This is a genomic window from Streptococcus cristatus ATCC 51100 (assembly GCF_011612585.1).
Lineage (GTDB): Bacteria > Bacillota > Bacilli > Lactobacillales > Streptococcaceae > Streptococcus > Streptococcus cristatus_H.
This window is the reverse complement of record NZ_CP050133.1, coordinates 1,563,644-1,588,917: the sequence shown is the minus strand read 5'-3', so window position 1 is coordinate 1,588,917 and position 25,274 is coordinate 1,563,644. Positions and strand designations below refer to the sequence as shown.

The 25,274-nt window shown below is 42.0% G+C and carries 29 protein-coding genes and 2 pseudogenes; 20 read left to right on the top strand and 11 right to left on the bottom strand.

Translation table 11 applies throughout. From position 1 onward, the window contains the following. The first annotated feature begins 518 nt into the window (after positions 1-518). The 6 genes from HBA50_RS07985 (at position 519) to HBA50_RS07960 (ending at position 6,166) form a co-directional block, all read left to right on the top strand. A complete protein-coding gene (locus tag HBA50_RS07985; RefSeq protein WP_005590953.1) occupies positions 519-1,286 on the top strand; it encodes an ABC transporter ATP-binding protein in 768 nt (255 codons plus the stop codon). Beyond that, complete coding sequence (locus tag HBA50_RS07980) at positions 1,279-3,267, top strand: ABC transporter permease (protein ID WP_045498753.1); 1,989 nt, start codon at positions 1,279-1,281, stop codon at positions 3,265-3,267. The genes HBA50_RS07985 and HBA50_RS07980 overlap by 8 nt, the downstream gene beginning before the upstream one ends. 130 nt (positions 3,268-3,397) lie before the next feature. Then, positions 3,398-4,798, top strand: coding sequence for an amino acid permease (locus tag HBA50_RS07975; protein ID WP_045498755.1), 1,401 nt, complete (start codon positions 3,398-3,400; stop codon positions 4,796-4,798). A 42-nt stretch (positions 4,799-4,840) separates the two neighbouring features. Beyond that, the gene (locus HBA50_RS07970; protein WP_045498757.1) at positions 4,841-5,110 is read left to right on the top strand and encodes a hypothetical protein; all 270 of its coding nucleotides are present in this window, start codon (positions 4,841-4,843) and stop codon (positions 5,108-5,110) included. Positions 5,111-5,266: 156 nt separating this feature from the next. Then, positions 5,267-5,707 carry a GNAT family N-acetyltransferase gene (locus HBA50_RS07965; protein ID WP_045498759.1) on the top strand — a complete coding sequence of 147 codons (441 nt, stop codon included), beginning with the start codon at positions 5,267-5,269 and terminating at the stop codon, positions 5,705-5,707. Further along, positions 5,708-6,166, top strand: coding sequence for a GNAT family N-acetyltransferase (locus HBA50_RS07960; protein ID WP_045498761.1), 459 nt, complete (start codon positions 5,708-5,710; stop codon positions 6,164-6,166). A gap of 1,076 nt (positions 6,167-7,242) precedes the next feature. On the opposite strand, the gene HBA50_RS07955 is transcribed toward HBA50_RS07960, so the two are convergent. After that, positions 7,243-7,677 carry a DUF1492 domain-containing protein gene (locus tag HBA50_RS07955; RefSeq protein WP_045498763.1) on the bottom strand — a complete coding sequence of 145 codons (435 nt, stop codon included), beginning with the start codon at positions 7,675-7,677 and terminating at the stop codon, positions 7,243-7,245. A gap of 133 nt (positions 7,678-7,810) precedes the next feature. Here HBA50_RS07955 and mazE point away from each other — a divergent pair, with 133 nt between their 5' ends. Both mazE and HBA50_RS07945 read left to right on the top strand, forming a co-directional pair. Then, complete coding sequence (gene mazE / locus HBA50_RS07950) at positions 7,811-8,026, top strand: type II toxin-antitoxin system PemI/MazE family antitoxin (protein WP_045498766.1); 216 nt, start codon at positions 7,811-7,813, stop codon at positions 8,024-8,026. Next, positions 8,010-8,363: a type II toxin-antitoxin system PemK/MazF family toxin gene (locus HBA50_RS07945; RefSeq protein ID WP_045498769.1), complete on the top strand. Its 354-nt coding sequence runs from the start codon at positions 8,010-8,012 to the stop codon at positions 8,361-8,363. Before mazE ends, HBA50_RS07945 begins: the two co-directional genes overlap by 17 nt. A 249-nt stretch (positions 8,364-8,612) precedes the next feature. On the opposite strand, the gene HBA50_RS10405 is transcribed toward HBA50_RS07945, so the two are convergent. The 10 genes and pseudogenes from HBA50_RS10405 to HBA50_RS07900 all read right to left on the bottom strand — a co-directional run bounded on the left by HBA50_RS10405 (position 8,613) and on the right by HBA50_RS07900 (position 15,348). Beyond that, complete coding sequence (locus HBA50_RS10405; RefSeq protein WP_045499764.1) at positions 8,613-9,122, bottom strand: hypothetical protein; 510 nt, start codon at positions 9,120-9,122, stop codon at positions 8,613-8,615. Between the two features lie 96 nt (positions 9,123-9,218). Further along, the gene (locus HBA50_RS07940) at positions 9,219-9,677 is read right to left on the bottom strand and encodes a hypothetical protein (RefSeq protein WP_045498773.1); all 459 of its coding nucleotides are present in this window, start codon (positions 9,675-9,677) and stop codon (positions 9,219-9,221) included. An 11-nt stretch (positions 9,678-9,688) separates the two neighbouring features. Continuing rightward, positions 9,689-9,865 (bottom strand): hypothetical protein, encoded by a 177-nt coding sequence (locus tag HBA50_RS07935; protein WP_166492639.1) that lies wholly within the window; start codon positions 9,863-9,865, stop codon positions 9,689-9,691. A gap of 336 nt (positions 9,866-10,201) precedes the next feature. Beyond that, positions 10,202-11,704: a DNA primase family protein gene (locus HBA50_RS07930; RefSeq protein WP_045498776.1), complete on the bottom strand. Its 1,503-nt coding sequence runs from the start codon at positions 11,702-11,704 to the stop codon at positions 10,202-10,204. Between the two features lie 19 nt (positions 11,705-11,723). Continuing rightward, complete coding sequence (locus HBA50_RS07925; RefSeq protein WP_045498779.1) at positions 11,724-12,584, bottom strand: primase alpha helix C-terminal domain-containing protein; 861 nt, start codon at positions 12,582-12,584, stop codon at positions 11,724-11,726. A 134-nt stretch (positions 12,585-12,718) separates the two neighbouring features. Then, positions 12,719-13,000, bottom strand: coding sequence for a hypothetical protein (locus HBA50_RS07920; RefSeq protein WP_045498782.1), 282 nt, complete (start codon positions 12,998-13,000; stop codon positions 12,719-12,721). After that, on the bottom strand, positions 12,993-13,325 hold the full coding sequence (locus HBA50_RS07915) for a hypothetical protein (protein ID WP_045498786.1): 333 nt from the start codon (positions 13,323-13,325) through the stop codon (positions 12,993-12,995). The genes HBA50_RS07920 and HBA50_RS07915 overlap by 8 nt, the downstream gene beginning before the upstream one ends. A 372-nt stretch (positions 13,326-13,697) precedes the next feature. Further along, a pseudogene (locus HBA50_RS07910) lies at positions 13,698-14,187 on the bottom strand (hypothetical protein). Between the two features lie 321 nt (positions 14,188-14,508). Next, positions 14,509-15,138, bottom strand: coding sequence for a Rha family transcriptional regulator (locus HBA50_RS07905; protein ID WP_045498793.1), 630 nt, complete (start codon positions 15,136-15,138; stop codon positions 14,509-14,511). Positions 15,139-15,150: 12 nt separating this feature from the next. Next, the gene (locus HBA50_RS07900; protein ID WP_045498795.1) at positions 15,151-15,348 is read right to left on the bottom strand and encodes a helix-turn-helix domain-containing protein; all 198 of its coding nucleotides are present in this window, start codon (positions 15,346-15,348) and stop codon (positions 15,151-15,153) included. A gap of 163 nt (positions 15,349-15,511) precedes the next feature. Between HBA50_RS07900 and HBA50_RS07895 the strand changes: the two genes are divergently transcribed. The 12 genes and pseudogenes from HBA50_RS07895 to rpoZ all read left to right on the top strand — a co-directional run bounded on the left by HBA50_RS07895 (position 15,512) and on the right by rpoZ (position 25,271). After that, positions 15,512-16,090 (top strand): helix-turn-helix domain-containing protein, encoded by a 579-nt coding sequence (locus HBA50_RS07895; RefSeq protein WP_045498796.1) that lies wholly within the window; start codon positions 15,512-15,514, stop codon positions 16,088-16,090. Positions 16,091-16,136: 46 nt separating this feature from the next. Then, entirely contained in the window at positions 16,137-16,955 is an 819-nt protein-coding gene (locus HBA50_RS07890) for a hypothetical protein (RefSeq protein ID WP_045498797.1), read from the top strand. Positions 16,956-17,225: 270 nt separating this feature from the next. Further along, on the top strand, positions 17,226-18,692 hold the full coding sequence (locus tag HBA50_RS07885) for an ATP-binding protein (protein ID WP_045498799.1): 1,467 nt from the start codon (positions 17,226-17,228) through the stop codon (positions 18,690-18,692). A 122-nt stretch (positions 18,693-18,814) separates the two neighbouring features. After that, the gene (locus HBA50_RS07880; protein ID WP_045498801.1) at positions 18,815-19,960 is read left to right on the top strand and encodes a tyrosine-type recombinase/integrase; all 1,146 of its coding nucleotides are present in this window, start codon (positions 18,815-18,817) and stop codon (positions 19,958-19,960) included. 95 nt (positions 19,961-20,055) lie between these two features. Continuing rightward, a complete protein-coding gene (locus HBA50_RS07875) occupies positions 20,056-20,292 on the top strand; it encodes a DUF2829 domain-containing protein (RefSeq protein WP_002899859.1) in 237 nt (78 codons plus the stop codon). Continuing rightward, positions 20,285-20,983: a 3-oxoacyl-ACP reductase gene (locus HBA50_RS07870; protein WP_045498803.1), complete on the top strand. Its 699-nt coding sequence runs from the start codon at positions 20,285-20,287 to the stop codon at positions 20,981-20,983. The genes HBA50_RS07875 and HBA50_RS07870 overlap by 8 nt, the downstream gene beginning before the upstream one ends. Before the next feature lie 20 nt (positions 20,984-21,003). Beyond that, complete coding sequence (locus HBA50_RS07865) at positions 21,004-21,747, top strand: GNAT family N-acetyltransferase (RefSeq protein WP_045498806.1); 744 nt, start codon at positions 21,004-21,006, stop codon at positions 21,745-21,747. After that, positions 21,719-21,940 (top strand): annotated as a pseudogene (locus HBA50_RS07860) (hypothetical protein); the annotation flags it as partial. The gene HBA50_RS07865 and the pseudogene HBA50_RS07860, both read left to right, overlap by 29 nt. A gap of 181 nt (positions 21,941-22,121) precedes the next feature. Then, the gene (locus tag HBA50_RS07855) at positions 22,122-23,507 is read left to right on the top strand and encodes an amino acid permease (protein WP_045498809.1); all 1,386 of its coding nucleotides are present in this window, start codon (positions 22,122-22,124) and stop codon (positions 23,505-23,507) included. 144 nt (positions 23,508-23,651) lie between these two features. Continuing rightward, positions 23,652-24,185 carry a DUF177 domain-containing protein gene (locus HBA50_RS07850; protein WP_045498812.1) on the top strand — a complete coding sequence of 178 codons (534 nt, stop codon included), beginning with the start codon at positions 23,652-23,654 and terminating at the stop codon, positions 24,183-24,185. Positions 24,186-24,297: 112 nt separating this feature from the next. Further along, on the top strand, positions 24,298-24,933 hold the full coding sequence (gene gmk, locus HBA50_RS07845; protein ID WP_142322398.1) for a guanylate kinase: 636 nt from the start codon (positions 24,298-24,300) through the stop codon (positions 24,931-24,933). A 23-nt stretch (positions 24,934-24,956) separates the two neighbouring features. After that, a complete protein-coding gene (rpoZ, locus tag HBA50_RS07840; protein ID WP_005590937.1) occupies positions 24,957-25,271 on the top strand; it encodes a DNA-directed RNA polymerase subunit omega in 315 nt (104 codons plus the stop codon). Positions 25,272-25,274 lie beyond the last annotated feature (3 nt).

The following is a 25,274-nucleotide window of genomic DNA, read 5'->3' as shown; positions in this document are numbered from 1 at the left end:
CAGTGAAGAGGCTGGAGAGTGGGACAGAAATCGGTCATTCGTTAGAATTCGATTTTGTCGTCCCACCTCCGCACAGTTGAGTAGGGCTGTAAAAGCTGATGAAATCAGCGTAGTAGAGCCCACTCAACCACTGCGTCTTGCTCGACAATCCAAAGACAATTGAGAGGCTAGGACTTTTTTTCCCAGTCCCACCACCTTTTTGCTCAAATAGAACTGAAAGTTTAGAGAGACAAACTGGGAAAGCAACCCAAACCATACAGCCTGCTCTATCTAATGAACATCAGTTTTTTCCAGCACTGGAAGATCGCTAAGTGACAAAAATGTAAGATTAGCGTCCAAAATGAAAGATTAGCTTATGGAAACTTATCGGGCTTTTCGGTATGATAATAGTATCGTTTTTAGTTTGCTTTCAGTAGGGGCAGTGGCTCAGGCAATAGTAGAGCAGAGCTAGCTAATAAAGCATTGAAAGCTAAGCTAAATAACCATTTTACATATAAATAAAAAAAAGAGGTTCAAGTATGACATTATTAGACGTACAACACGTGAAAAAGATTTATAAAACTCGCTTTCAGGGCAGCCAAGTAGAGGCACTAAAGGATATTCACTTTACAGTAGAAAAAGGCGAATATGTCGCCATCATGGGGGAGTCTGGCTCTGGGAAGTCCACTCTGCTCAATATTCTAGCCATGTTGGACAAGCCGACAGAGGGCCGCGTCTTTCTCAACGGAACTGACACGGCAACTATCAAAAATAGCCAGGCTTCCAGCTTCCGCCGAGAGAAATTAGGCTTTGTCTTTCAGGATTTCAACCTGCTGGATACCCTGTCAGTCAAGGATAATATCCTCCTGCCTCTGGTCCTTTCTCGCCGTCCTATTACCGAGATGATGCAAAAGCTGGTCACGACCTGTAACGAGCTGGGGATAAATAAACTCCAAGAGAAGTTTCCATATGAAATTTCTGGTGGTCAAAAGCAACGGGTGGCAGTAGCTCGCGCCATTATCACAGAGCCTGAGATTTTGCTGGCGGATGAGCCAACAGGAGCCTTGGATTCCAAGTCTTCGGCAGCTCTCTTAGATGTCTTTGATGACATTAATGATCGCGGCCAAACCATTCTCATGGTAACTCACTCGACCTCGGCAGCTAGTCGGGCAAAGCGGGTGCTCTTTATCAAGGACGGGATTCTCTACAATCAAATCTTCCGTGGCAACAAGACCGAGCGGCAGATGTTCCAAGAAATTTCCGATACTCTGACAGTTATGGCAAGTGAGGTGGAAGCTCATGCTTAGATTAACTAGTAAGCTTGCGCTTTCTAACTTAATCAAAAATCGTAAGCTTTATTATCCTTTCGCTCTGGCGACCTGTCTGGCTATCGCCATCTCCTACATCTTTTTCTCCCTGACTTTTAATCCCAATTTAGTAAAAATGACGGGGGCAAGCGCCGTTTCTATGGTGCTATCTTTTGGAATGGTGATTGTCAGTATCACGACCAGCATTATCGTCTTTTATGCTAATAGCTTTGTTTTCAAGAATCGCTCCAAAGAGCTGGGTCTCTACAGTGTGCTAGGGCTCAATAAATTCCACCTCTTTGTCATGGTGGTAATTGAATTACTGGTATTTGGTCTGGTCACTCTTATCCTTGGACTAGGGATTGGACTCTTATTTGACCAGTTGATCTATGCTCTCTTGCTAAAAATCATAGCGATAAAGGTCGTCTTGGTGTCAACTTTTCAGCCTGCGGTAGTTATCGCAGTTGCTATTTTCTATGCCTTTGTCTTTTTCTGCTTGATGATTAGCAATGGTTTGCGCTTGAGAAAGCTTGATGCGCTGCAATTGGTCAAAGAAAAGAATAGTGGAGAAAAGAAAAGTCGCTTTTTATTTCTACAAACGCTACTTGGACTTGCAGCCTTGGCATATGGTTATTTTCTTGCACTAGGAGTGACCAATCCCTTATCAGCAGTCGTTACCTTCTTTGTCGCAGTGCTCTTTGTGATTCTAGGCACCTACCTGCTCTTTAATGCTGGAATTACAGTCTTTCTGCAATTTTTGAAAAAGAGGAAGTCCTATTATTACCAACCCAATAACATGATTTCCGTTTCCAACCTGATTTTCCGCATGAAGAAAAATGCAGTGGGCTTGGCAACAATTGCTATCCTATCAACCATGGTCTTGGTAACCTTATCTGGCGGAGCTAATATCTATGCTGGCGGTGACTACATGCAAAAGGCTATGTTTCCTCATGACTTTAGCATTCAAGGAAAAGGAACCACAGGTGAGCAGATGGACCAAGTGCTGACAGAGTTTGTGAATGAGCAGCAGTTACCAGTCACAAAGAAAGGTGTCTATCCATACTATACGATGGGAGTGACGAGCCGTGCTGGCAACCAGCTCGATATCAACGCTGCCGCTCAAAAATTTGTCACACCGAAAACGTATATTTTGGCTATTTCAGAAGCGGATTATCAAAGTATGACAGGGAAAACTCTGAATCTTGGGGATGACGAGGTGGCACTCTACCAGCAAGGCGTGAAGTTAGATTCCAAACAAGACTTGCAGCTGGCTGGTCAGACCTTTAAAATAAAAGAAGAACTCAAAGAAGACTTTATCTTTGGTCATTTACCCGATCAGATGAACATGATCGTCCCAGAGAAAATCTACATGGTTCTTAAAAATCCTGACCAAATATTCTCTGCAATGACAGATAAATATGCTGTAAACCTTAATTATTATGGCTGGCTTGATACAAAGCTGTCAACGGAAGAACAGCGTAATCTGAGGGATGCTTACCAAGAAAAATTGCAGCAGTTTAATCAGACCTTGCCTGAAAATCAAGCGGTCTATGGTTCGGTAACAGCTTTTGATAAGCAAGAAATCAAAGGCATGCTGGGTGGCATGTTCTTCATCGGTATCTTCCTGTCGATCGTCTTTATGTTAGGAACCATCCTCATCATCTACTACAAACAGATTTCAGAAGGGTACGAGGATCGGGATCGCTTTGTGATTCTACAAAAGGTCGGTCTGGATGAGAAGCAAATCAGACAAACCATTCGGAAACAGATTTTGATTGTTTTCTTCCTACCACTGGCCTTTGCCTTTATCCATCTGACCTTTGCCTATCATATGCTGAGCTTGATCTTGTCTGCTCTTGGTGTCCTTAACTCAGCTCTCATGCTGGCTGTGACACTGGGTGTCTGTGCAATCTTCTTTATCAGCTATGTGATTGTCTTCATGATTACTTCCCGCAGTTATCGTAAAATTGTCTCTATGTAAGAAGTTGGGATTTCCCAGCTTCTTATTTTGCATTTCTTTGCCAAACGATAAAGTGGCATTTTAAAAGAGACTTTGGTAAATCCAATAATCTATGATATAATAAACCATCTATGCTTTGGAGGGAGATTTTATGAATATTTTTCGAAAAAAAGATGCCAGTAAAAACAGGACGGGAATGCGGCGGCACCTGAAACTGATGGATTTGATTCTTTTAGGGATTGGTGCCATGGTTGGTACAGGGATTTTCACGGTTACAGGAATTGGGGCGGCGACTTATGCAGGTCCAGCTCTGATTGTGTCGATCGTGATTTCTGCCCTATGTGTCAGCATCTCTGCCCTATTTTATGCAGAGTTTGCCTCTCGAGTTCCGGCTAATGGCGGAGCTTACAGCTATATTTATGCTGTTTTGGGAGAATTTCCGGCTTGGCTGGCTGGTTGGCTGACCATCATGGAATTTATGACAGCTATATCAGGTGTAGCTTCTGGATGGGGCTCTTACTTGAAAGGACTTTTGAGCGGCTTTCATATCCAGCTACCGACAGCTCTGAATGGTACCTTCAATCCAAAAGCAGGAACTTATGTGGATTTGTTGCCTATTCTGGTTTTGGTCTTTGTGACAGGCGTGGTACTTCTAAACTCAAAAGCAGCCCTGCGCTTTAACTCAGCCTTAGTTGTCCTCAAATTTTCGGCCTTGGCTCTCTTTATTCTCGTTGGGCTTTTCCATCTTCGGCCTGAGAATTGGTCCAACTTTGCACCTTTCGGTTTTGGTCAGATCTATGGCGGTCAGACGGGGATTATGGCTGGAGCTTCTCTGATGTTCTTTGCTTTTCTGGGCTTTGAGTCGATTTCTATGTCTGTGGATGAGATCAAAGAGCCTCAAAAAAATGTGCCGCGCGGCATTGTTCTTTCCCTTGGGATTGTAACCATCCTCTATATCTTGGTAACCTTGGTCTTGACGGGGTTGGTCCACTATACCAAGCTAAATGTTCCAGATGCAGTAGCCTTTTCACTTCGCAGTATTGGACTAGATTGGGCTGCCAATTATGTTTCTATCGTAGCGATTTTGACCCTGATCACTGTCTGCATCTCCATGACCTATGCCTTGTCTCGGATGATTTACAGTATAGCGCGTGACGGACTTTTACCGCGGTCTTTCAAGGAATTAACTGCTACTAGCCGTGTGCCTCAAAATGCTACCATCTTAGTGGGGATTGCCTCAGCTATTTGTGCGGGTATCTTTCCTCTTGCTAGCATCGCCTCTTTCCTCAATATCTGTACCTTGACTTATCTGATTATGCTGGCCTTTGCCATTTTGAAGTTGCGGAAGGAAAAGGGGCAGCCCAAGGCAGGAGAGTTTAAAACTCCGCTAGTGCCTCTAACTCCTATTTTATCTATTATCATCTGCCTTTCCTTTATGACTCAGTACACGTGGGACACTTGGTTGGCCTTTGGCATCGCTCTACTTTTAGGAATTTTGATTTACTTTGGCTATGGTTACCACCATTCAGAAATAGAAGTGCAAGAAAAGTAGTGTAAAAAAGTTGTTCTGAACAGAACGTAGAAAGAGAAAAGAATGAAGAGTTTTAACTTAACGAAAAAGAAGAAAGTTTGGCTGTTTGCGCTTGCTTTGCTTGCTCTTATCTTACTAGCCATTGTAATCAATATCCAACTGAATCAACCTGAACATATGAGCTCTGACTATGTTGGGCTTTGGAAGTCAAGATGGCATGAGGAAAATAAAGATTGGCTCTATCCTCTGAAAAATATTTGTCTTCTTATTCTGGCAGTTCTAGCTGGTTCTGGTATCATGATTGCATTTTCCAAGAGTGAGAGATGGAAATAAGCTTTTGAAAATAAGACCATTCAGCCCGATATCCCAACAGACCAGCCTTTAGAAGAGGCGGAGTCTTAGTTGAAGGAACAGATGGGAGAATAGTTCATCGAAAGCAGTCAAAGAGACTGCTTTTCTGCTATAATAAAGAGAAGAACGAGGTGACAAATGATTCGTAAAGTAAAACTAAGAGACGCCGCAGCCATTCAGCGGCTGAATGCTGAGTGTCTGGGCTATGACTTTGATAGGGAAGCGACGGAGGCTCAACTGAAAAAGTTACTAGAGAATGACCAGCATTTGATTTTGGTAGTTGAAGAAGATGGTCAGGTCATAGGTTACGCTCATGCGGCAAGCTATGACTGTCTCTATTTCCCGTCCTTGCTCAATCTCTTGGCCTTGGCCGTCGCTCAGGATTTTCAAGGGCAGGGACATGGCAGAGCGCTGATGCAAGCTTTGCGTGAGGAGGCAAAAGCCGCAGGCTATACAGGGATTCGGATTAATTCAGGCATTTCCCGCTCCACAGCTCATGAATTCTATCGCAGTCTTGGCTGCAGCGAAAAAGCAGACCAGAAACGATTTTATTGGGGATTTTATAGAAAGGAGGAGTAGATGATGATTGAACCACTAACCCAGCAGTATGCTTTAGAAATTGCCAATACTTGGCATTATGAGGCGCCTTATGATTTTTATGATATGAAAAATGACCTGGAGGATTATGAAGAAATGGTTTCTCCTGAAGCGCGTGGGGACCGTTATTATCAAGTTATGCGCGATGGGGAACTCTATGGATTTTTCTGCTTGGAGCAGAAAGGAGAGCGCACTTTGGAGCTTGGTTTGGGGATGAAGCCGGAGCACTGTGGAAAAGGTCAAGGCGCTGTATTTTTGCAAGAAATTCTGGACTTTATCATGGAAAATTTTGCGCCCCAAGTCATAAGCCTATCCGTGGCTGACTTCAATCACCGAGCCCAGCAGCTTTATCTCAACATGGGCTTTGAAGTGGTGAGGCGCATTCCGCAGGAAAGCAATGGCGATATTCACCTCTTTGTGGAGATGGAGAAGAAGCTTTAACTTACCTATGGCTACTAGTAGCAAATTTGGATAAGAGTATTAATAAACAAAAGGAGAAAACCATGACATTTGAAGAAATTTAGAAAAACCATGATTTTAGATATTCTTTAGTGTCTCTTTACAGTGATTTATAGCGGTTTATAGCAAGAATACCAATATTAGTTCATCTTTGATATTCTTCAGGAGTCCACAAAAAGGTGAACAAAAAAGCCCTCAAAAAGGGCGTGAAATTTGCTGAGTTCAGCAGGCAAGAACTAGCACCCCACAAGGTGCTTTTTTAATTACTTGTGGAGTTGCTGATAGATATATTATATCATGAGGTGCATGCTTTGTAGAGTTATAACCTCACAAAAGCCCCTAGAATAGTTTCTAAGGGCTAGCTATAAGAAAGGATAGGCGGGAGCCGAATGTCGCCCGCATTTCTCGACCCACTAGCTAAGTGGCGCGTTGGAGGCGGATACTTTTCAACCTCTATCCTTTATATCTTGATTATATCATATTTCCTCTTAATCTAAATCTGTGAAGAATTATTCTTATCCTTATGTCCATATCGGCCGTAAAAAGCACACTCCTTTTCTTAATTGTTCCGTGAAAAAATGTATAGTGATGGTGTGAAGGCCGTAAAGAGTAGAGGGTAGGCCCATAGTCCCTGCCTTTGATATTATTAATCTTTTATTACTCTCGATATTTGCAGTCCTCTTTGTTCGCTCCTTGTTCAATTAAAAAATGAAAATTTTTCTTGGTTCACTCTCGGATCGATCATGCGTAGCTTCGTCCTCACGATAACTGGTGGAATGTGTAAGAACTTGTTAGTACTAGGTTGTTTTTAAAAATATCCTTAGTCAATGGGTAGCCTTATAGCTAAAAAATCAACTTAAAAGCTTAATAATACCGCATTTCTTTCTGCTTTAAAATTTTCAAAAAGGGAATTTTTCGCACAGAAAAGGCCGCGTCCTTTAAAACCGAAACAATATAGCCCCGTTCAAAAAAATAGGGGTATTTTCCGAATGTTGAACAGTATAAGTGATAGCCTGGAGCATTTGGCCAAAAGGCAAGCAGCGGAAGAAGCTGCTTTGCTAAGTAAGTTTAGAAGCTCTATCATCCATGAGCTTAGCAAGTTTCTTTATTCCTGAACTCTTTATCCTGTAAATTGTAGTTTTTGACTTTTCTATCTTGTCTTCGATATTCCATATTTCCAAGTGATTGACATAGAACATCCGCAACACTGACCTTTCAAGAGGATCACTCAGCTTGTCAATGAGTTTCGAAGTTTCTGAACGTTCTTTGATTAGACTGGAAAGTCTCTCTTGTATATCTTCTTCCAACTTCAAAACATAGACAAGTTCATTCTCTGTATTGTTCACTCTACTAGTCTGGACTTTGGTTTGTGTCAGAGTTGATTTTTTAAATAGACCTTGTTCTAGATATTGAAGTTCTAACTGCAAACTCTGAATCTCTTTATCTAACCATCTAATACCTTCTAACTTTGCTTTTATTTGCTCTGGTGTCACGCTTTGGCCTCCTCTTGTGGTATAATAAATCTATCAAATCTATACCAAGGAGTCAGTCGCAAGGCTGGCTTTTTGCTTGTTTTTCTCTCTTTTTAGGTATATACTTGATATATACAAACAAAGGAGAAAAGAAATGAATACAGTAAAAACCCGTAAAGTTGGGAATTCTCTGACTGTGACCATTCCCAAGGCGCTAGATGTCCCGGAAGGTCAAGAAATGGTCGTTTACAAGGGCGCTGATAATGTGATTGTCCTAGCTCCAAAGATTGCAGATCCATTCTCTGAAGTGGCTGATCTCCGTATGGAAAATGACTTTGAAGGGGTGAAACTACTTGACAGCGAAATCTAACTATATCCCAGAAAAGCAGGATATCATCTGGATAGACTTTGATCCATCTGTCGGGCGTGAGATCCAGAAGCGCCGCCCTGCCGTGGTGGTATCTCGCAAGGAATACTCAGAACGCACTGGCTTCGTTGCCGTCTGCCCTGTCACGCATGGCCAGAAGAAACTAGAAAAGCTAGGCTTGCTGGTTCCTGTCCTATCCTCTGAGGTAGACGGCTCAGTGAATCCGCTCCAGCTCTACACCTTCGACTTTCGAGAACGCCAGGCGCAAAAAATCACCATCATGGACACACCGAGCTTTCAGAAGGTTGTTCAACTCTATAACTTCATCTTTGAAGCATGAATCGATCAAGCTGAGGCTGAGCGCCTTGGCTTTTTGTATTTTCAATGACTGGCGGAATATGTCCATAATTGTCCATACCTGCTAACATGTTGTAGGCAGATAAGGCAAGTTATTTGTTCCTTCTCTGGATAAATGGTAGGGGATATTTTGCATTTTCTCCAGCTTTGCCCGAGCTGTGAGCACGCGCAGCCTAACCCAAAACTTGGTACTTTTTTAGGGCTTTAGCTATTCCGTTCAGTGGCCAAGAAGCTACCTCAATCTACCCAAGCCAGTCAGCCAAAATCTATCCCCTTTTCTGGTGTAATTAACAAATTTCTGATAATGCTTGTAGTACCGTTCCCGTTTCATATACTTAGGTCGTTCAGGAAAAGCGTCAAACATATATCCGCTACGTTTAGGACTCCAACCCGGCTCTACCTTTCTAGCCTCTCTCAGTGCTCTCTCCCAATAGTATTGACAATCTGTCTTACTGCGGTTCAGGGTTGACTTGTGTATTTTCTGGCATGATCCGCAGCCATAGAGCAAATATCGTTTATAAAGTATTCTACACCGCCGACCACAAACAGGGCATAGAAAGAAGTAGCGATAGCCTCCCTTAGTCCCTGGTATTCTATCCAAATCAAAGTAGTATTTGCCAAGGATTATCCATAAATCATCTAAGTCTATTTCTAGTTTCCTGCCGTCTATCTCAGCTATACCATGAGAGATATTATTGATTTTCATAGGTTTTATAAACGTCTCTATAGCTATTGATTTTATAGTTTCCATCTGCTCCAAATACCTATATATAGAAAACCCAAATCTATTGGGATAAGTAGCAATTAAGCCACAAAAAGAGGCAATGCCCCTTTGCTACTATTCTTCACTGAGTAAGCCACTTACTACCACATCACGGACAAACTGAGCTTGTTTTTCTTTGGGCAGTTGCAGGGCTTCAAGTAAAGACTCCAGGGCTTGCTTGTCTGTGCCTGCGACTAACTTCTTAATGATATTCTGGAACTGCCCTTCTAGGTACTCGCAAAAATGGATCCGCTGTGCTTGTGTTGGCTGCACTGTTATTGGTAAACTATCTGCAATCAGCAAGAAGCAGGCTTCCGCGATTTGGGCGAATAACTTTGCACGCGCTTCAGGGTGTCTGTATAACTCATAGGCGTTTATGCTGGTGTCTTCCGTTCGGAGCTTCTCACCTAGTTCAATCAGTTTAGGCGTATCTTCAAGACATACTGGTGTTGCATCCGCCATAAAATCGTCACGCTTACGGTTGAGTTCCTCCAGTTCCTGATCTGCCTGTTTAAAGTATGTTGGTTCTGTCATGGGCTTCCTCCTTATTCTTTATATAGGACCAGTAGCCCCAATGTTGCACTCAAATTCTCATAGTCACCCTCAGTTGCTTCAGTGCATTTTACATCCACAACTTCAACGCTTGCCATAAAGTTGTTGATTTGAGCTTCGAATTCCTGCAGGCTTTGATTCTGTTGCTGATAAAATATCTTGATTTTCATTTTTTTTAGCTCCTTTTCTTCAATTTGTTACCTTCTTTAGTGATTTTGTTACCTTCTGGGTAACATGCTTCAGCCTTACTGCCACAAGGCTTTAGGTCGTTTTGTTACCATGTTGACCTTCTTTTGAAGTCCTTATCCCTTATATATAAATACTGCTTTTTTCTCTATATAGAGAGTTAAAAAGAAGGTAACAAGGTCAACATAAAGGATATAAAATTAGTAGTATCAAGGCTTTAAGATGTTGACCTTCTTCAAAACAAGGTCAACAAGAAAGTCAACAAATTTTGTGAAAAACCAGTCGTATCAATGGTTTAGAGCATTATGGGAAGGTCAACATTATTCTTTTTTAGTTATAGCGTGATTTACTCGCCCCAGTTTCGGTCTCTCAAACTCCAACGGATCTAGTTTGTCAAAATCTTCAATCCTAACACGAGCTTTTTTAAGTTGATACTTATTAGGTGTTAACTGTTGTAAGTGTCTTATCGTCTCTTTTCCTGCCCCGTAAACATTGGGCTTAGGTATTCCCATATCTTCAGCATAATGTTTCAGCGATCTGGTCATTATAAAAACAGGCACCACGTCCAGCTCATGCCAACCTTTTTCCATGTATTCATGCTTAACCCATGAAAGTAAGTAGTCATTATCCTCTTGGTATTCTTCTAACAGGTCTTTGACTGCTTGAGGTTCGATAAAGTGAGTAAATGGCTCTTGATTGATAGCTTTGTATAAGGCATATTCTAGGACTTCCTTATTTGCTAAAAACTCGTTTTTTATCCAAGGCTTTTCCTTTTCCCCGTTAAAGTCAGCGTTAAAAGGGACGATCATAATTCGACGATACCAGCCTTTAGTCTTGTTGCCTCCGTTGGGGATATAGTTGCCCGAAAAAATATTAAAGAGCTTAAAAGTAGCCTCAAAAGCTGGCCGCCCTTTTGGATTGACTAGCACGGTGTCCCCGCTAGTGATACTCATTAAATCAGACGGATTTTTTAAGTATTCGTTAGGCGCTTCATCCCCAATATTGCAAACTTTGCCTACCAAGGTTTCAAGGTTATGCTTTTCAGCAAACTGGGCGGGCTTCAATGCTGATACATTGCTTTCTCCTATCAGATTGATAAGGAAGCGCTGAAATGTCCCTTTACCATTGTTACCGTCCCCGTAGAAGATCGCAAACTTGTTTCGGGTGTGGTTAGGATTGATAGCCTCTAGGATAATCTGCCAAAACAATGTTACCAGTTCACTATCATTACAAGCGATTGAGTTTAGCCAATCGTCAAATGTCTTTCCTTCCCTATCGGTTGGAACTCGTGTAGGCGCGTGGTAGGCTGTACTGATCTTGCTTGTAATGACATAGTCAGGGCTAAAAGGGAGTAGCTTCTTAGTTCTTAGGTCAATAATGCCATTCTTGACGGGGACAAGGTTAGCACTTTCTAAAGGTTTCTTTATCTTGGTCAATGTCCTAACCATTAACTTAATCTGTGGCCACTCTCTGGGCTTAATTCTCACGTCAAAAGTCTTACAGAAAAGGTTAAACAGGTCATTACTAGCGGTATAGATACCCTCGTCTAAATCATAGATATAGAGTAGGCTAAAGTCTGCTATGTTGCTTTTACTGATAAAAGTAAACGTGACAATATCACTTAGTATTTTAGCAACGGTGAAGGTTTGGGGCATAGCTACCTTCTCGGTAACGTCCCCTGTGGACTCGTTTACCTTTGTTTCAGTATGTTCTGCCCGCCATTCTTCACCAGCCTGAAAGATACGATTTTCAAGCTCCTTCATCGTCCTAGGGGGTTGCTCTTGCTCTCTCACCTCTAAGATTTCACTTTTTAGGTTTTCCAATTCTTCTAGTTCTATGGTTCTACCCTCTCTTTCTGTATTCTGCCCGTGCTATGCTGCTGAAAGTACGGTCTAGTTCCTCAATCGGTAACGGTTCAGCAGTCACGCTATTAGCTATCTTTGTTAGCTCGTAGGCGGTCTCTAGGTCACAATCAACCCACTTGTTAAAGAGTAAGCCTACAAATCGTGTCACTGCCACGTTACGCCCTCCCTCGTCTCCAAAGCCATTAAAAAGCGTGTCAATGATCCTCATAGTCATTGACCTCTGGCCACTTGCTCTAGGCTTGTAACGCTCCGTAGTTTCTTGCTTCGCTCTTGGTTCAACCTTGGGGACTGGATAATCTAGGCCATGCTCGACAATTTTCTGATATTCGGATGGTTCTCCAGTGGTTACTGGTAGCCCTTGGAGTTGTGACCAGGTCAGACTGGCCATATCAAAGGGTAGTCCTATTTTGTCAGCAATCTCTTTGACTACCTGCTTATAGGTTGCCTCATTCATCACGTTGTTAGGCTTCACCACAAGGCGAAAACGGGGGCTTTTTGGGGTGTGTTTGATGGTGGGGTATAAGATATAGGAGTAGCCAAACAAAGCACCAGAAACAGCTTCTATGAAGCTCTCAGTCGTTCCCTCAATCTCATCATAATCAAGGAAAATCAAATCACGATACACTAAACTTTGATTACTTCTGCGATAGCTGCCATTTTTTTCTGCGATTACTTTTCCGCTTAAGCAGTAGGGCGCTGCAGTTCGTTTGTATTCCTCGATGTCTGCACTTTCTGAGACTACCATAGGTTTAAACTGTGCAACATAATCAAACGGCTCTAGTTTGCCTTTATATGGCCGGACCAGTGATCCAAACCCTCGGCTTTCATAGATGGCCATCCTATCGCCCCTTTCTCCGTTTCTTTTTCAGGCGTTTTAAGCGTTTTTGTTCCTCGTGTGTAAGAGGTTTAGGCTGCCGATCCTTATAGATTTTCATATCATGATATTTGCCGCCACCTTGTGCGGGGTGTACGTTATACCTTGCCATTTTCCACCCCCAAAAATTTTAAAAGTTCGCTAACCCTGTAATACACTTTTCTAGCGTCCTCTAACGGTGGCTTGTATCGTCTTAGTCCCGCCTTTTCCCACCGTTGTAGTGTCTTATATTTTATATCCAGTTCGTCCATGGCTTGCTGGGCTGAAATTAACCCCGTCAAGCGTGGTTTGCTCTTCTCACGCGCTTCTAGATAGTTCTCCACAAGCTCCAGAACGCCCTGAGTTAGCTCATATTCACTTTCTTTGCTGAGACTAAACATTCTGATCAGCTCCCTTCAGCAGCTCTTTATAGCTTTCTAAATCAGCTTTAATTAGCACATCTAGACGCTTTCCCTCTGTGTCGTACTGAGCCTTTAGCTCTCTGATGCCTGCTAAGCGTTCGGTATCATTAGCAGGGATGTAGTAGCCGTTACTTGCCCCACGTTTGGCCACAATGGGAATACCATAGCGAACGATAAGCCGGAGAATATGATCTCGTAAGGCTCTCATCTCTAGCCCTAGCACATTGGCTATATCCCGCCCTGCGCGTGGCTCGTCTGCCCCTACGGGTATCAGTCTTAAAATTCTTTCTTCAAGTTCGGTCATGGCTGCCCTCCTTCCGGTATGTCTCGGCTAGAGCGTCATGTTCTGAAATAAGTTGTTTTAGAGCGTGGTTAGCTGTGTGGAGTAGGGGAAAAGTTCTCTGCCCCTCCTCTGCACTAGCTAACTCTAAGACCTCTAGAATGTCCTTTAACTGTCCGCAAAGCCCTTCATAGTCGACTAGAATATCATTTGTTTTATTTGTCATCCTCTGCCCTCCATTGTTTCAAGCCATTTTTCCATCTTTCTGAGTTGCCGTTTGGTGATATACCCTCGGCGTCTGTAAGCAATAGCCCAGGAGTGAAACAGCTCAGCACATACGCCAGCTAGAAAGAAAAGTAGTAGTGTTAAAATTGCGCCTAGTAGTTCGCTCATTTTTTATAACTCCTCGTGTTGTACATTGCTACTGATAGCTGCTGTAAATAGTTCGATATTTCGAACCCGTTTTTCTTGATAACTAGAATTGGGTAAATTTTGGTCAGTATCTTTTATGATTTCTTTGAGAGTTTTAGTTGATTCTAGATATAGATTCTCTGTATAAGTGATATAAGATTGTTGTTCTGCCTCTGTCAAGAAGAATGTTTTGGCTTGTCTTTTGAAAAAGGCCTGTCGCATAGCATCCATTTCAAAAATACCAGGGTGGAAAAACATTCCCGTAGTGCTTTTAGAGACTGCCTCGATTTTATGACTTTCATTCAATTCTGGAAATTCAATCCAAAGTAAACGGGACAAATCTTCTTTGATGGACTTTGTCTGATTTGCCAATAGAGAAAGTCTTCTTAGGCCGTTTTTTTTCGCTAATTTCTTGCATTTCTGCGCTAATTCTGTCTATACGTCTAGTTAAATTCTCGTATGATGTTTCTGCCATGGTGTTTACTCCTTTTTCTGTGTTTGTGTAATTGCCTTGATAGGCTTGTTCCTGTTTCGACAGCTTTTTAATGTCTTTCTTGCCTTTTACTATACTAGTTAATTCCCACGCCCAGAGTCGCCAAAGTTTGAAAGCGTGAGAAAGTACCAGTTTTAAGAGTTAGCGCTCTCCGTATGGTCAAAGTGTCCTAGATATGCTATAATCTAAGTATAAATCTTTACTAAAACCCTTTTAATAACAGCTTGCCTGCTTGTTTATTATGTTTTAGTGATAGTGCGAAAGGCTTTGCTGATTGGTCTCGGTAAGCCTTTTTTGTTGCTCTCACGCGCCTTGTGGTGCGTTTTCTTTTGGTCTGAAGATCATGGACTTAATATCCTGATAGGTCATACCCAGGTTAATCATAGCGATAGCCATATCTTCCAAGGCTTGGTATCTGACAAGCTCGGTACTGGTCAAGCTATCGATACCTGTCAGACCACCACGCGCTGCCATCAGTTGCTTTTTATTCATGCCGCTAGTGCCCTTTAGCAAAAGATTTGTAATGGTGCTATGCGGGTGCTTTGGAGCCTCTCTCCAGCTTTCTATGCTGTCATGCAAAGTCTTACGCTTTGGCTTTTCTAAAGCACGCTGCAGCTTAAACTGAGTTAGCTCATCCCGCATTTCAAAGAATGCTTTGACTAGAGCTTTCTTAAAAGCTCTAACGGGTTCGGTATTTTTTAGGTAAGTGATCAGCAAGGTTGCCTGTTGTTCGTTCAGGCGATAGATTTTCATTGGTCGTCCTCTGCCGTCTAATTTACGCATTTTAAATGCGATAATTCCATAGCTTTCAAAATCAGCTTTATGCTTTCTTAAAAGCTCTTGTATTGTGTGATGAGTAACCTCAGCACATTCAGCGATGATCTCGCTTGTGGTATACGGCTCTTTCTTGCCGTCCATGTAGACTAGGTTCATTGGGACTCCTTTCTATTCTTCTGGTGTCAGTAGCTCATCTAAGGTTACGCCCAGATAATCAGCGATTTTCAGCAAAGTTTCTGCTTCAGGGTTTTTGGTACGCTCGTAGTATAAAGCTGTGAGTGTGCTTTTTGAAATACCTGTAGCCTTATAGACGTCTGAAACTTTTTTTCGTTGCTTTGCCAAAAGAACCCGAAAATTATTTTGCATGTCTTTAGCCCTCCTTTTTGTTTCTTTTTGGAAAAATTGAAGCGTTAGCGCTAAAATTATGTCTCTTATTATACACTATATTTTTATCGTGTCAAGTAAAATAACAAAAAAACTTGAAAAAATTTAGCGTATAAGCTAAAATATTTTCAAGGAGGAAAGAAATATGCTTAGAAATAATCTTGCTAAATTAATGATAGATAGAGGAATAACCGCTACACAATTATTCAATGATACAGGGATTGCACGCTCAACAATATCAAAGATTTCAAACAATAAAACCGATAAAATAAATATCTCGACCGTTGACAAGTTATGTAACTACCTAATGGTATCTCCTGCTGATTTTTTCGATTATATTCCGTTCGAAATTTCTATGAAAGCGGGATTTGATAATTACGACTCCTTATCTGAGTTAGCAGAAGAAATGCAATTTGCTTTTGAAGGTTGGGAGGAGCCTGTTTTTTTAATAATCAACATTTTTCATTTAGGAAAAAAGTTGACCATTGAATATCAAGGAAGTTGTTTTGTCAACACTCGAAACTTTTTCAAGTGCTCAAATATACAATTTAAAATTTCCAAAGATAATGATGGAGTTAGTGACACAATATTCAACTGGCCAATACAGTTTCAAAATGATTTCGCAGAAATTGTTCGTGAGTATATTCAAAGTACTTTTGATATCGAACCTAGTTCCTTGGAGGAAACAATTCATTTAGGTACTCTTTTATCTCCTACTTTCTAACCCACGCGCCACAACTGCATAAAACACACCAAAGGAGAAAAACACAATGAAAAAAGCCCTCATTGCAACTGTCGCAACTCTCGCCATCGGATTAGCAGGGGCGGGATATTATTTTCTTTCCTACGCTCCACATCAAGTAGCCGTAAGCAGATTTGAAAAAGCAGCGGCAGTACTCGATGACGAAAACAAGGAGATTGAAAAGTTGGTGTCAGACGCTGAAAAACTGGTAAAAGAAAATGCTGAACCATTGGAAGCGGCGACTTTAGAGGAGTTGAAAACAACTGTAGCCGATACAAAAAAAGCGATTCGCAAAGTTCCGAAAATGGGAAGTAATACGGCAGATATTGAAAAACAGGCTGAAGAACTAGCCCAGCCTGTGGACCACTCAAATACTCAGAAAGAACTGACCGACAAGATGGCCGGCTATCAAAAGAGTGTGACCCAGCTTCAGCAGATCACCAACCCATCAAGCGAGTTTGTAGAAACACGGCTAAAAGAAATTGATACAATTACAGGCGTTCAATCAGTAACGGAAGCTAATGATCCTAATGGAAGCTTGAACAAGCAGGGCGGCTATACCGCTTCAGTCTATTTTGTTGATAGTCAAGTCACGGAAGCAGTGGACGGCTCGGATATTGTGGGCAAAGGAACAGACGGTGGCGGTAACGTGGAAGTCTATAAGACCAAAGAGGAAGCTGAAAAGCGTAACACCTACTTATCAGCATTTGATGGCAACGGGATCTTAAATTCAGGTTCTCACTACGTTTACGGGACTACTGTTATCCGTACCTCCCGCCATCTAACAGCTAGCCAGCAAACGGCTCTAACTGAAAAAGTTTATCAAAAGCTGATTGAAATAAAATAACGCATCCCACAAAACCTTTTTTAGTACTTTCAAAATATCAACCTTTTACTCTTTTAGGGCTGCCGAAAGTGCCGATTTTATCGCCAATGCGCGTGCTTTCTCGGCGTTCGCTCGGAGTTCAACGCCATATTAAGATATACCTACCAATTTTGTTAACATAAAAATTTGTGAACTCAACTTAGGGGCGCGTGGAATTTACTTGGAAAATAAAGAAACGTTGATTTAACAATCTTTCTAGCCTGTTTAGAATTTACTTGGAAAATAAAAATTATGGAAAATAGAGATTCAGAGAAATTATTAAAATTATTGACTAAAAATGAAGATGAAATTATTGAATACAAAGTGAATAATAAAGATCATGAGCGTATAGGTAAATATATATCAGCTTTAGCTAACTCGTCAGCAACTCTAAACCGACAATTTTCGTACCTAATTTGGGGGATTGATGATATCTCAAAAGAAATTATAGGCACAAAGTTCTACCCAAAAACTGAAAAACATGGTGGAGAACCATTTATTACTTGGTTAGAAAGAATGCTTGACCCTCGCATTACAATTCGGTTTGAAGAATATGATATTGACCAAAATCATGTTGTCGTTCTAGTTATCCATATGAATGCTGGTAGACCTGTTGCTTTTAGAGGTGAACGATATATCAGAAGCGGATCATCTTTAAAAAATTTAAAGGATTATCCTGAAAAAGAAAGAGAGTTATGGAAATCCTTTGAGGCACGATCATTTGAAAAAGAATATGCAAAAACTGCATGTACATTTGATGAGATCAAAGAATTGCTTGATGTTAATTCTTATTTGAAAATGTTAGGCCATTTTGTTGGTTCGACTGACGAAGAAATTATTACTCATATGATAAACGATGGTATTGTAGAACCTTCTGGGAAAACTTTTAATTTGACCAATATGGGAGCATTTACTTTCGCAAAAAATCTTAGAAATTTTGAAAATCTTTCATCGCATGCTTTACGAGTAATCAGGTATGACGGCAACAATAAACTTAGTGCAGTAGCCGATAATACAGCAAGTAAAGGAGCTGCTGTTGGTTTTAACGGTTTGCTAAAATTTATCAATAGTCATTTACCTAGAAAACCTGAGACATTAAAAGAAAATGGACAAATAACCTCTGATACAGATTATCCCCCCCTTGTTATACGTGAGATTGTTGCAAATCAAATAGTGCATCAGGATTTTTCTGTAAAAGGGAGCTCGCCAACAATTGAAATCTTTGATAATAGAGTAGTATTTACAAATCCTGGTTCCCCTCTTAATCGTCCAGAAAGATTACTTGACATGCCTCCATACTCTCGAAATGAAGATTTAGCTAATCTATTTCGAAAGATGCATTTGGTAGAATCGCGTGGTAGCGGTATAGACAAGATTATATTGACCCTTGAATTAAATCACTTACCTGCTCCCGATATCGCTTCAAAAGATAATTATACTGTTGTTACTTTACATCAACGACGAACAATCCAGGAAATGGGTAACAGAGAAAAAATAAATGCTATTTATTACCATTCCGCTATACTCTACATTGAAGATGATTATATGACCAATAGCACACTTAGAGAAAGATTTGGATTGACAAATAAACAATCATCCGTCGCATCCAAACTCATTGCTCTTGCATTAGAAAATAATAAAATAAAAATTTATGACGAAAATGCTGGCAAAAAGAATATGCAGTATATTCCCTATTGGGGAATTGGTTATAATGAATAAGCTAATCTAACCTCTGAAAACAAATGCAATAGAGAACCTCTCGTGCCTCCTAGCATGATATAAACCTAATTCAATCTAAAATCTTTTTAATAACAGCTTGCCTGCTGATGGAAAGGTATATCATGAAAATAACAGAAGTCAAAAAGAAAGACGGTAGCAACGTGTACCGCGCAAGTGTCTATCTGGGAGTGGATCAGGTAACAGGGAAGAAAGTAAAGACCAGTATCACTGGACGAACAAGAAAAGAGGTCAAGAGCAAAGCTCAGCACGCGCAGCTTGACTTTAAAGCGAACGGGTCAACGGTTCATAAAACTGTGCGGGTGAAGAATTATCAAGAATTGGCTGAACTGTGGCTGGAAAGTTACCGGCTGACTGTCAAACCACAAACCTTCATAGCGACAGAAAGAATGGTGAATAGCCACTTAATCCCAGTTTTTGGAAAGATGAGACTGGATAAGCTGGCCGCTAGTTATATCCAGAGTTTCATCAATGACTTATCAAGTCGCTTGGTTCACTTTGGCGTGGTTCACTCGATAAATAGCCGTATCTTAAAATATGGCGTTTCACTGCAGCTCTTACCATTCAACCCAGCGAGAGATATTATCCTGCCCAGGAAGCCAAAGCGTGAGAGTAAAGCAATCAAGTTTATCGCTCCGGAGGACTTGAAGTCTCTTTTAGGCTATATGGAGAAGCTGGCATTCAAAAAATACAGTCATTATTTTGATTATGTGCTGTATAGCCTACTGCTTGCGACTGGCTGTCGCTTTGGTGAAGCAGTGGCTCTGGAGTGGTCTGATATCGACTTGGAGAATGCGACCATCAGCATATCAAAGAATTATAATAGGCTGGTGGATCTAGTAGGCCCGCCTAAAAGTAAAGCAGGAGTTAGAGTGATTAGTATTGACCGGAAAACAGTCAATATGCTGAAGCTCTACAAAAATAGGCAGCGGCAACTATTCGTAGAAGATGGGGCGCGTGTTCCGTCTGTAGTATTTGCTATCCCGACCAAAGCATATCAGAATATGGCCACAAGGCAAGATTCTCTGGATCGGCGCTGCAAAGAAATTAGAATACCCCGCTTTACCTTTCACGCCTTCCGCCATACTCACGCTAGTTTATTGCTCAATGCTGGTATCAGCTATAAAGAATTACAATACCGGTTAGGCCATGCTACCTTGGCTATGACCATGGACATCTACAGTCACCTATCCAAGGACAAAGAAAAAGAGGCTGTTTCATACTACGAAAAAGCCATAAATGGTCTGTAAGTCCACAAAAAGGTGAACAAATTTAAAAACCACCTTATTTCAGAGGTTCATAAACCTTATCAAATCAAGGTTTATAGATAACAAAGGAGAAAACCATGACATTTGAAGAAATTTTACCAGGCCTTAAGGCCAAGAAAAAATATGTGCGTACAGGCTGGGGTGGGGCAGAGAACTACGTCCAGCTCTTTGACACGATTGAGCAGAATGGGGTGGCTCTCGAGGTGACACCTTATTTCCTCATCAATGTTTCAGGCGAAGGGGAGGGATTCTCTATGTGGAGTCCGACTCCTTGTGATGTCCTCGCGACAGATTGGGTGGAAGTGGATGACTAAGACAGTGCTGGTGACGGGAGCTAGCTCGGGCATCGGCCGAGCTCAGGCTCTGACCTTTTTGGAAAATGGCTACCGTGTTTATGGGGTAGATAAGGGTGAAAATCCGGGGATTCTAAATGAATTACGTTTTTTTAAAATGGATTTGACAGAGGATTTGACACCGCTCTTCACTAGCTTGCCTGAGGTGGACATTCTCTGCAATACGGCCGGTATTTTGGACGATTATCGTCCCTTGCACGAGACAAGTGACGAGGATTGGGAGCAGATTTTTGCGCTGAATCTGACCGCAACCATGAAAATCACTCGCTTTTACCTGCAGAAGATGCTGAAGAAAAAGTCTGGTATCATCATTAATATGTGCTCGATTGCTAGTTTTTTGGCTGGCGGCGGCGGTGCTGCCTATACAGCCTCTAAGCATGCTCTAGCTGGTTTGACCAAGCAGATAGCCCTGGACTATGCGGATCAAAATATCCAAGTCTTTGGCTTGGCGCCAGGCGCTGTCAAGACAGCCATGACTGCCGCAGATTTTGAGCCAGGCGGGCTGGCAGACTGGGTTGCTGAGGAAACGCCGATCAAGCGCTGGCTGGATCCTCAAGAAGTAGCTGATGTCAGTCTCTTTCTGGCAAGCGGTAAGGCAGCTGCTATGCAGGGCGAGATTATCAAAATTGACGGCGGCTGGAGTTTGAAGTAAGTGAATGAAGGATGCGAACAATGAAAAAAGCTAAGAACCTTTTCCAATCCTGGACCAAAAATATGGTAATTTACGGTTTGGATGCTGGTCTAGGGCAGTTCTTTATGAATGCTCCTGAGACATCCTGTCTTTACCAACTAGGGAACTTTCTTTTTCCAGCTGGTCAGGTGGATCCAGATTTGTGGCAGGACTATAGCACAAAATACAGCTTGGCTGACAAGGTCATTATCTCTGAGGAGCCCAGTTGGCAAGAGTTTCTGGATAGTCAGAGTGAGTTGCAACGGTTTACTCGCTACGCTTTTGCTGACAGGGCAGACTTTGACACAGAGGCCTTGGAGAAATGTCAGAGCAGTCTACCAGTAAACTACCACCTTTGTCCGATTGTTGAGGAGAGTTATGAGCGTTTGGCTGAGGAAGTCTGGTCTCAGGATTTGCGGGGTGATTTTTCTGATTTTGACCATTTTAAAGCGTCGGGTGGCTTTGGTTTTTTACTCTATTCAGATAAGGAAATCATCGCTGCTGTATCGACAGGATTGGTCTATCATGGAGCTCTTGAGATTGAAATTGCTACCAAGCCAGCCTACCAAAGGCAGGGCTTGGCCAAAATCTTGGGAGCCCGGATGATTTTAGAAGCTCAAAAACGCTCACTCTTTCCACTATGGGATGCGCACAACGAAGCTTCCAAGAAGGTTGCAGAAAGCTTGGACTATCAATGTCTAGGAGCTTATCCGGCCTATGAATGGAAAGGGACTTTTGACCAATGAAGAAAACCAAACCTATTTTTTAAAAGATATCATGGAGGCTGTAAAATCGGAAGAGCTAGAAGATGATTTCTGTTTGTATGCTAAGGAAAATGAAGAACTGAATTTTCAGGACTGCTACTTGCTTGCAGATTATCATCAAGTGGTGGATAATAGGGATGTTTATCCTAGACAAGTAAGGGAGTTAGGGCTAGATAGAGCCTCTTCATAAGAACAGCATACAATGCCTTATCCTGTCTGTTATAATGATTCTACGAACTATGAGTCTGTCTTTTTGCATAAATTTTCTAGAGTAAATGTTTATATAAAATGAAAAAATCTAGCAGAATTGCTTGAATTGTGATACAATAAAGCGATTTGTGAAAGGAAATGATTGAATGAGTGAAAATGAGTTGAAAAACAACGAGAAAACAGAAAAGAACGGGATGAAACGCGGCTTACAGAATCGGCATGTTCAGATTATAGCCATTGCTGGAACCATCGGCACGGGACTTTTCTTGGGGGCGGGACGCTCGATTAGCCTGACGGGTCCATCCATTATCTTGATTTACATGCTGACAGGCCTTTTCATGTATCTGATGATGCGGGCGATTGGGGAAATGCTTTACTACGACCCTGACCAGCATACCTTCATCAACTTTATTACCAAATATTTGGGAACTGGCTGGGGATATTTTTCTGGTTGGTCCTACTGGATTTCTCTGATTTTTATCGGAATGGCTGAGATTACGGCTGTTGCCCAGTATGTGCAGTACTGGTTTCCTGACTGGCCAGCTTGGATGATTCAGCTTGTCTTTCTAGCTCTTCTTAGCTTGGTCAATCTGATAGCGGTTCGAGTCTTCGGCGAGGTCGAATTTTGGTTTGCGATGATAAAGATTGTAGCCATCATTGCTTTGATTGCAACGGCTGTTTTTATGGTATTGACAGGCTTTAAAACGCCTCACGGAGTAGCTAGTCTTGGGAATATTGGTCGAGGTTTTCAGCTTTTTCCTAATGGCTTTGTAAGTTTTGTCATGGCTTTCCAGATGGTCTTCTTTGCCTATCAGGCCATTGAATTTATCGGGATTACCACTTCTGAAACGGCTAATCCACGGGCGGTCTTGCCAAAGGCCATCAAAGAAATTCCTTTGCGGATTGTCTTGTTTTACGGGGGGTCTCTCCTTGCCATTATGGCCATCATTCCTTGGGAAAAACTGGCAACGGCTGACTCTCCCTTTGTTATCGTTTTTAAGTTAGCGGGTCTCAAATGGGCGGCAGCCTTGATTAACTTCGTGGTTCTGACCTCAGCGGCCTCCGCACTGAACTCGACCCTTTACTCAACAGGCCGCCATTTGTATCAGATTGCCCACGATACGCCCAATCCTTTTCTTGAGAAAATAGGAGCTGGGAAACTATCTAGGCAAAATGTTCCGCAGAATGCGATTTTGGCTTCGGCGGCTACCATTGCCTTTGCGGCCTTTATCAAGATTCTTCCGGGAGTATCGGACTCCTTTGCTCTGATTACGGCCTCCTCATCTGGTGTCTACATCGCTATCTATGGTCTGACTATGCTGGCCCACCTCAAATATCGTAAGTCACCAGATTTTATGGCAGATGGTTATCTCATGCCAGCTTACAAGTTTCTCAATCCTTTGACCATGCTCTTCTTTGCCTTTGTCTTTGTCACTCTTTTCTTACAAGAGTCAACGGTAGTGGGAGCGATCGGTTCAGCTGTCTGGATCATCGTTTTTGGTCTTTACAGCCAGTTCAAATTCCGAAAATAATCCCTTCTTAGGAAAAACGTGTTGTCTCTCAGTCTAAGTGGCTGAGAGATTTTGTTTTTAGTTGCTTTATTCACTTTTTAGGGTGTAGGTATTTGGTCGAGAAAATGATATAATGAAGAAAAAATAATGTAAAATGAGGCTGAAATGTTGAATATTCAAGAAATTAAGAAGAATGCTGGCGGCTTGCAGTTTGACCAAGAATTTGATTTGGCGCAAGAGCTACAAGAGCGTAATCGTGAAGTGTTAGATATCCAGAACATCGTGGCCAGAGGTCAGGCTCAGTATGAAAATGGGCTTTATTTTTTGGATTACACCTTGACCTACAAGATTACCCTCGCTTCTAGTCGCAGTATGGCTCCAGTTGATAGGGAGGAAGCTTACACGGTTCATGAAGTCTTTGCTTCTGTCGAAGATGGCTCTGTGCAAAAAGATTTGCTGGAAGATGATTTGGTTCTACCATTTGAGGGGGATTCGATCGATCTGGCAGCCAGTGTGGCGGACAATATTTTGCTTCATATTCCGCTGAAAGTTTTGACTCCTGAAGAGGAGGCTGGTGCGAGTATGCCTACGGGAAATGACTGGCAGGTGCTGACGGAGGAAGACTATCAAAAGCAGCAAATGGAGAAGAAAGAAGCCAATAGTCCTTTCGCCAGCCTTCAAGGTTTATTTGATGAATAAAAGCGTCTGAAATCTAGCAGGATTCGGGAGGATTATCAAGGAAATCTCTTTGAATCTTCTTGAAATATGAGCGCAATTTTGTTACACTAGATAGAAAGACTGTGAAGGAGATATGATGACAGAACGAGGCTTGTTAATTGTCTTTTCTGGCCCCTCAGGCGTTGGAAAAGGGACAGTAAGACGGGAAATTTTTGAGAGTACGGACAATCAGTTTCAGTATTCTGTATCTATGACGACTCGTCCGCAGCGTCCTGGAGAAGTTGATGGTGTTGATTATTTCTTTCGCACTCGTGAAGAGTTTGAGGAGTTGATCCGTCAAGGGCAGATGCTCGAGTATGCAGAGTATGTCGGCAATTATTACGGGACTCCACTCACTTATGTCAACGAGACCTTAGATAAGGGTATAGATGTTTTCTTGGAAATCGAAGTCCAAGGAGCACTCCAAGTCAAGAAAAAAGTGCCCGATGCTGTGTTTATCTTTCTGACTCCGCCAGACTTGGAAGAGCTGAAAGACCGTTTGGTTGGCCGTGGTACAGACAGTGCAGACGTTATTGCTCAGCGGATTGAGAAAGCAAAAGAAGAAATTGCCTTGATGCGTGAGTATGACTATGCTATTGTCAATGACCAAGTACCTTTGGCAGCTGAACGTGTGAAACGTGTGATTGAAGCCGAGCATTTTCGTGTGGACCGAGTCATCGGTCACTATCAAGACATGCTTCCTAAGGATGAAGCAGTCGTCCGTCAATAAAGTTAGAAATTAGGTAAATAGTTATGATGTTAAAACCGTCTATTGACACCTTGTTGGACAAGGTGCCGTCAAAATATTCTTTGGTTATCTTAGAAGCTAAGCGTGCCCATGAGCTAGAAGCTGGTGCTAAGCCAACTCAAGATTTCAAATCAGTGAAGTCAACGCTACGCGCTTTGGAAGAAATTGAATCTGGTAATGTCGTGATTCACCCCGATCCAGAAGGAAAACGCGAAGCAGTTCGCCGACGTGCGGAAGAAGAACGTTTGCGTAAAGAAGAAGAAGAACGCAAGATCAAAGAACAAATTGCCAAAGAAAAAGAAGAGGGTGAGAAAATTTAAGGT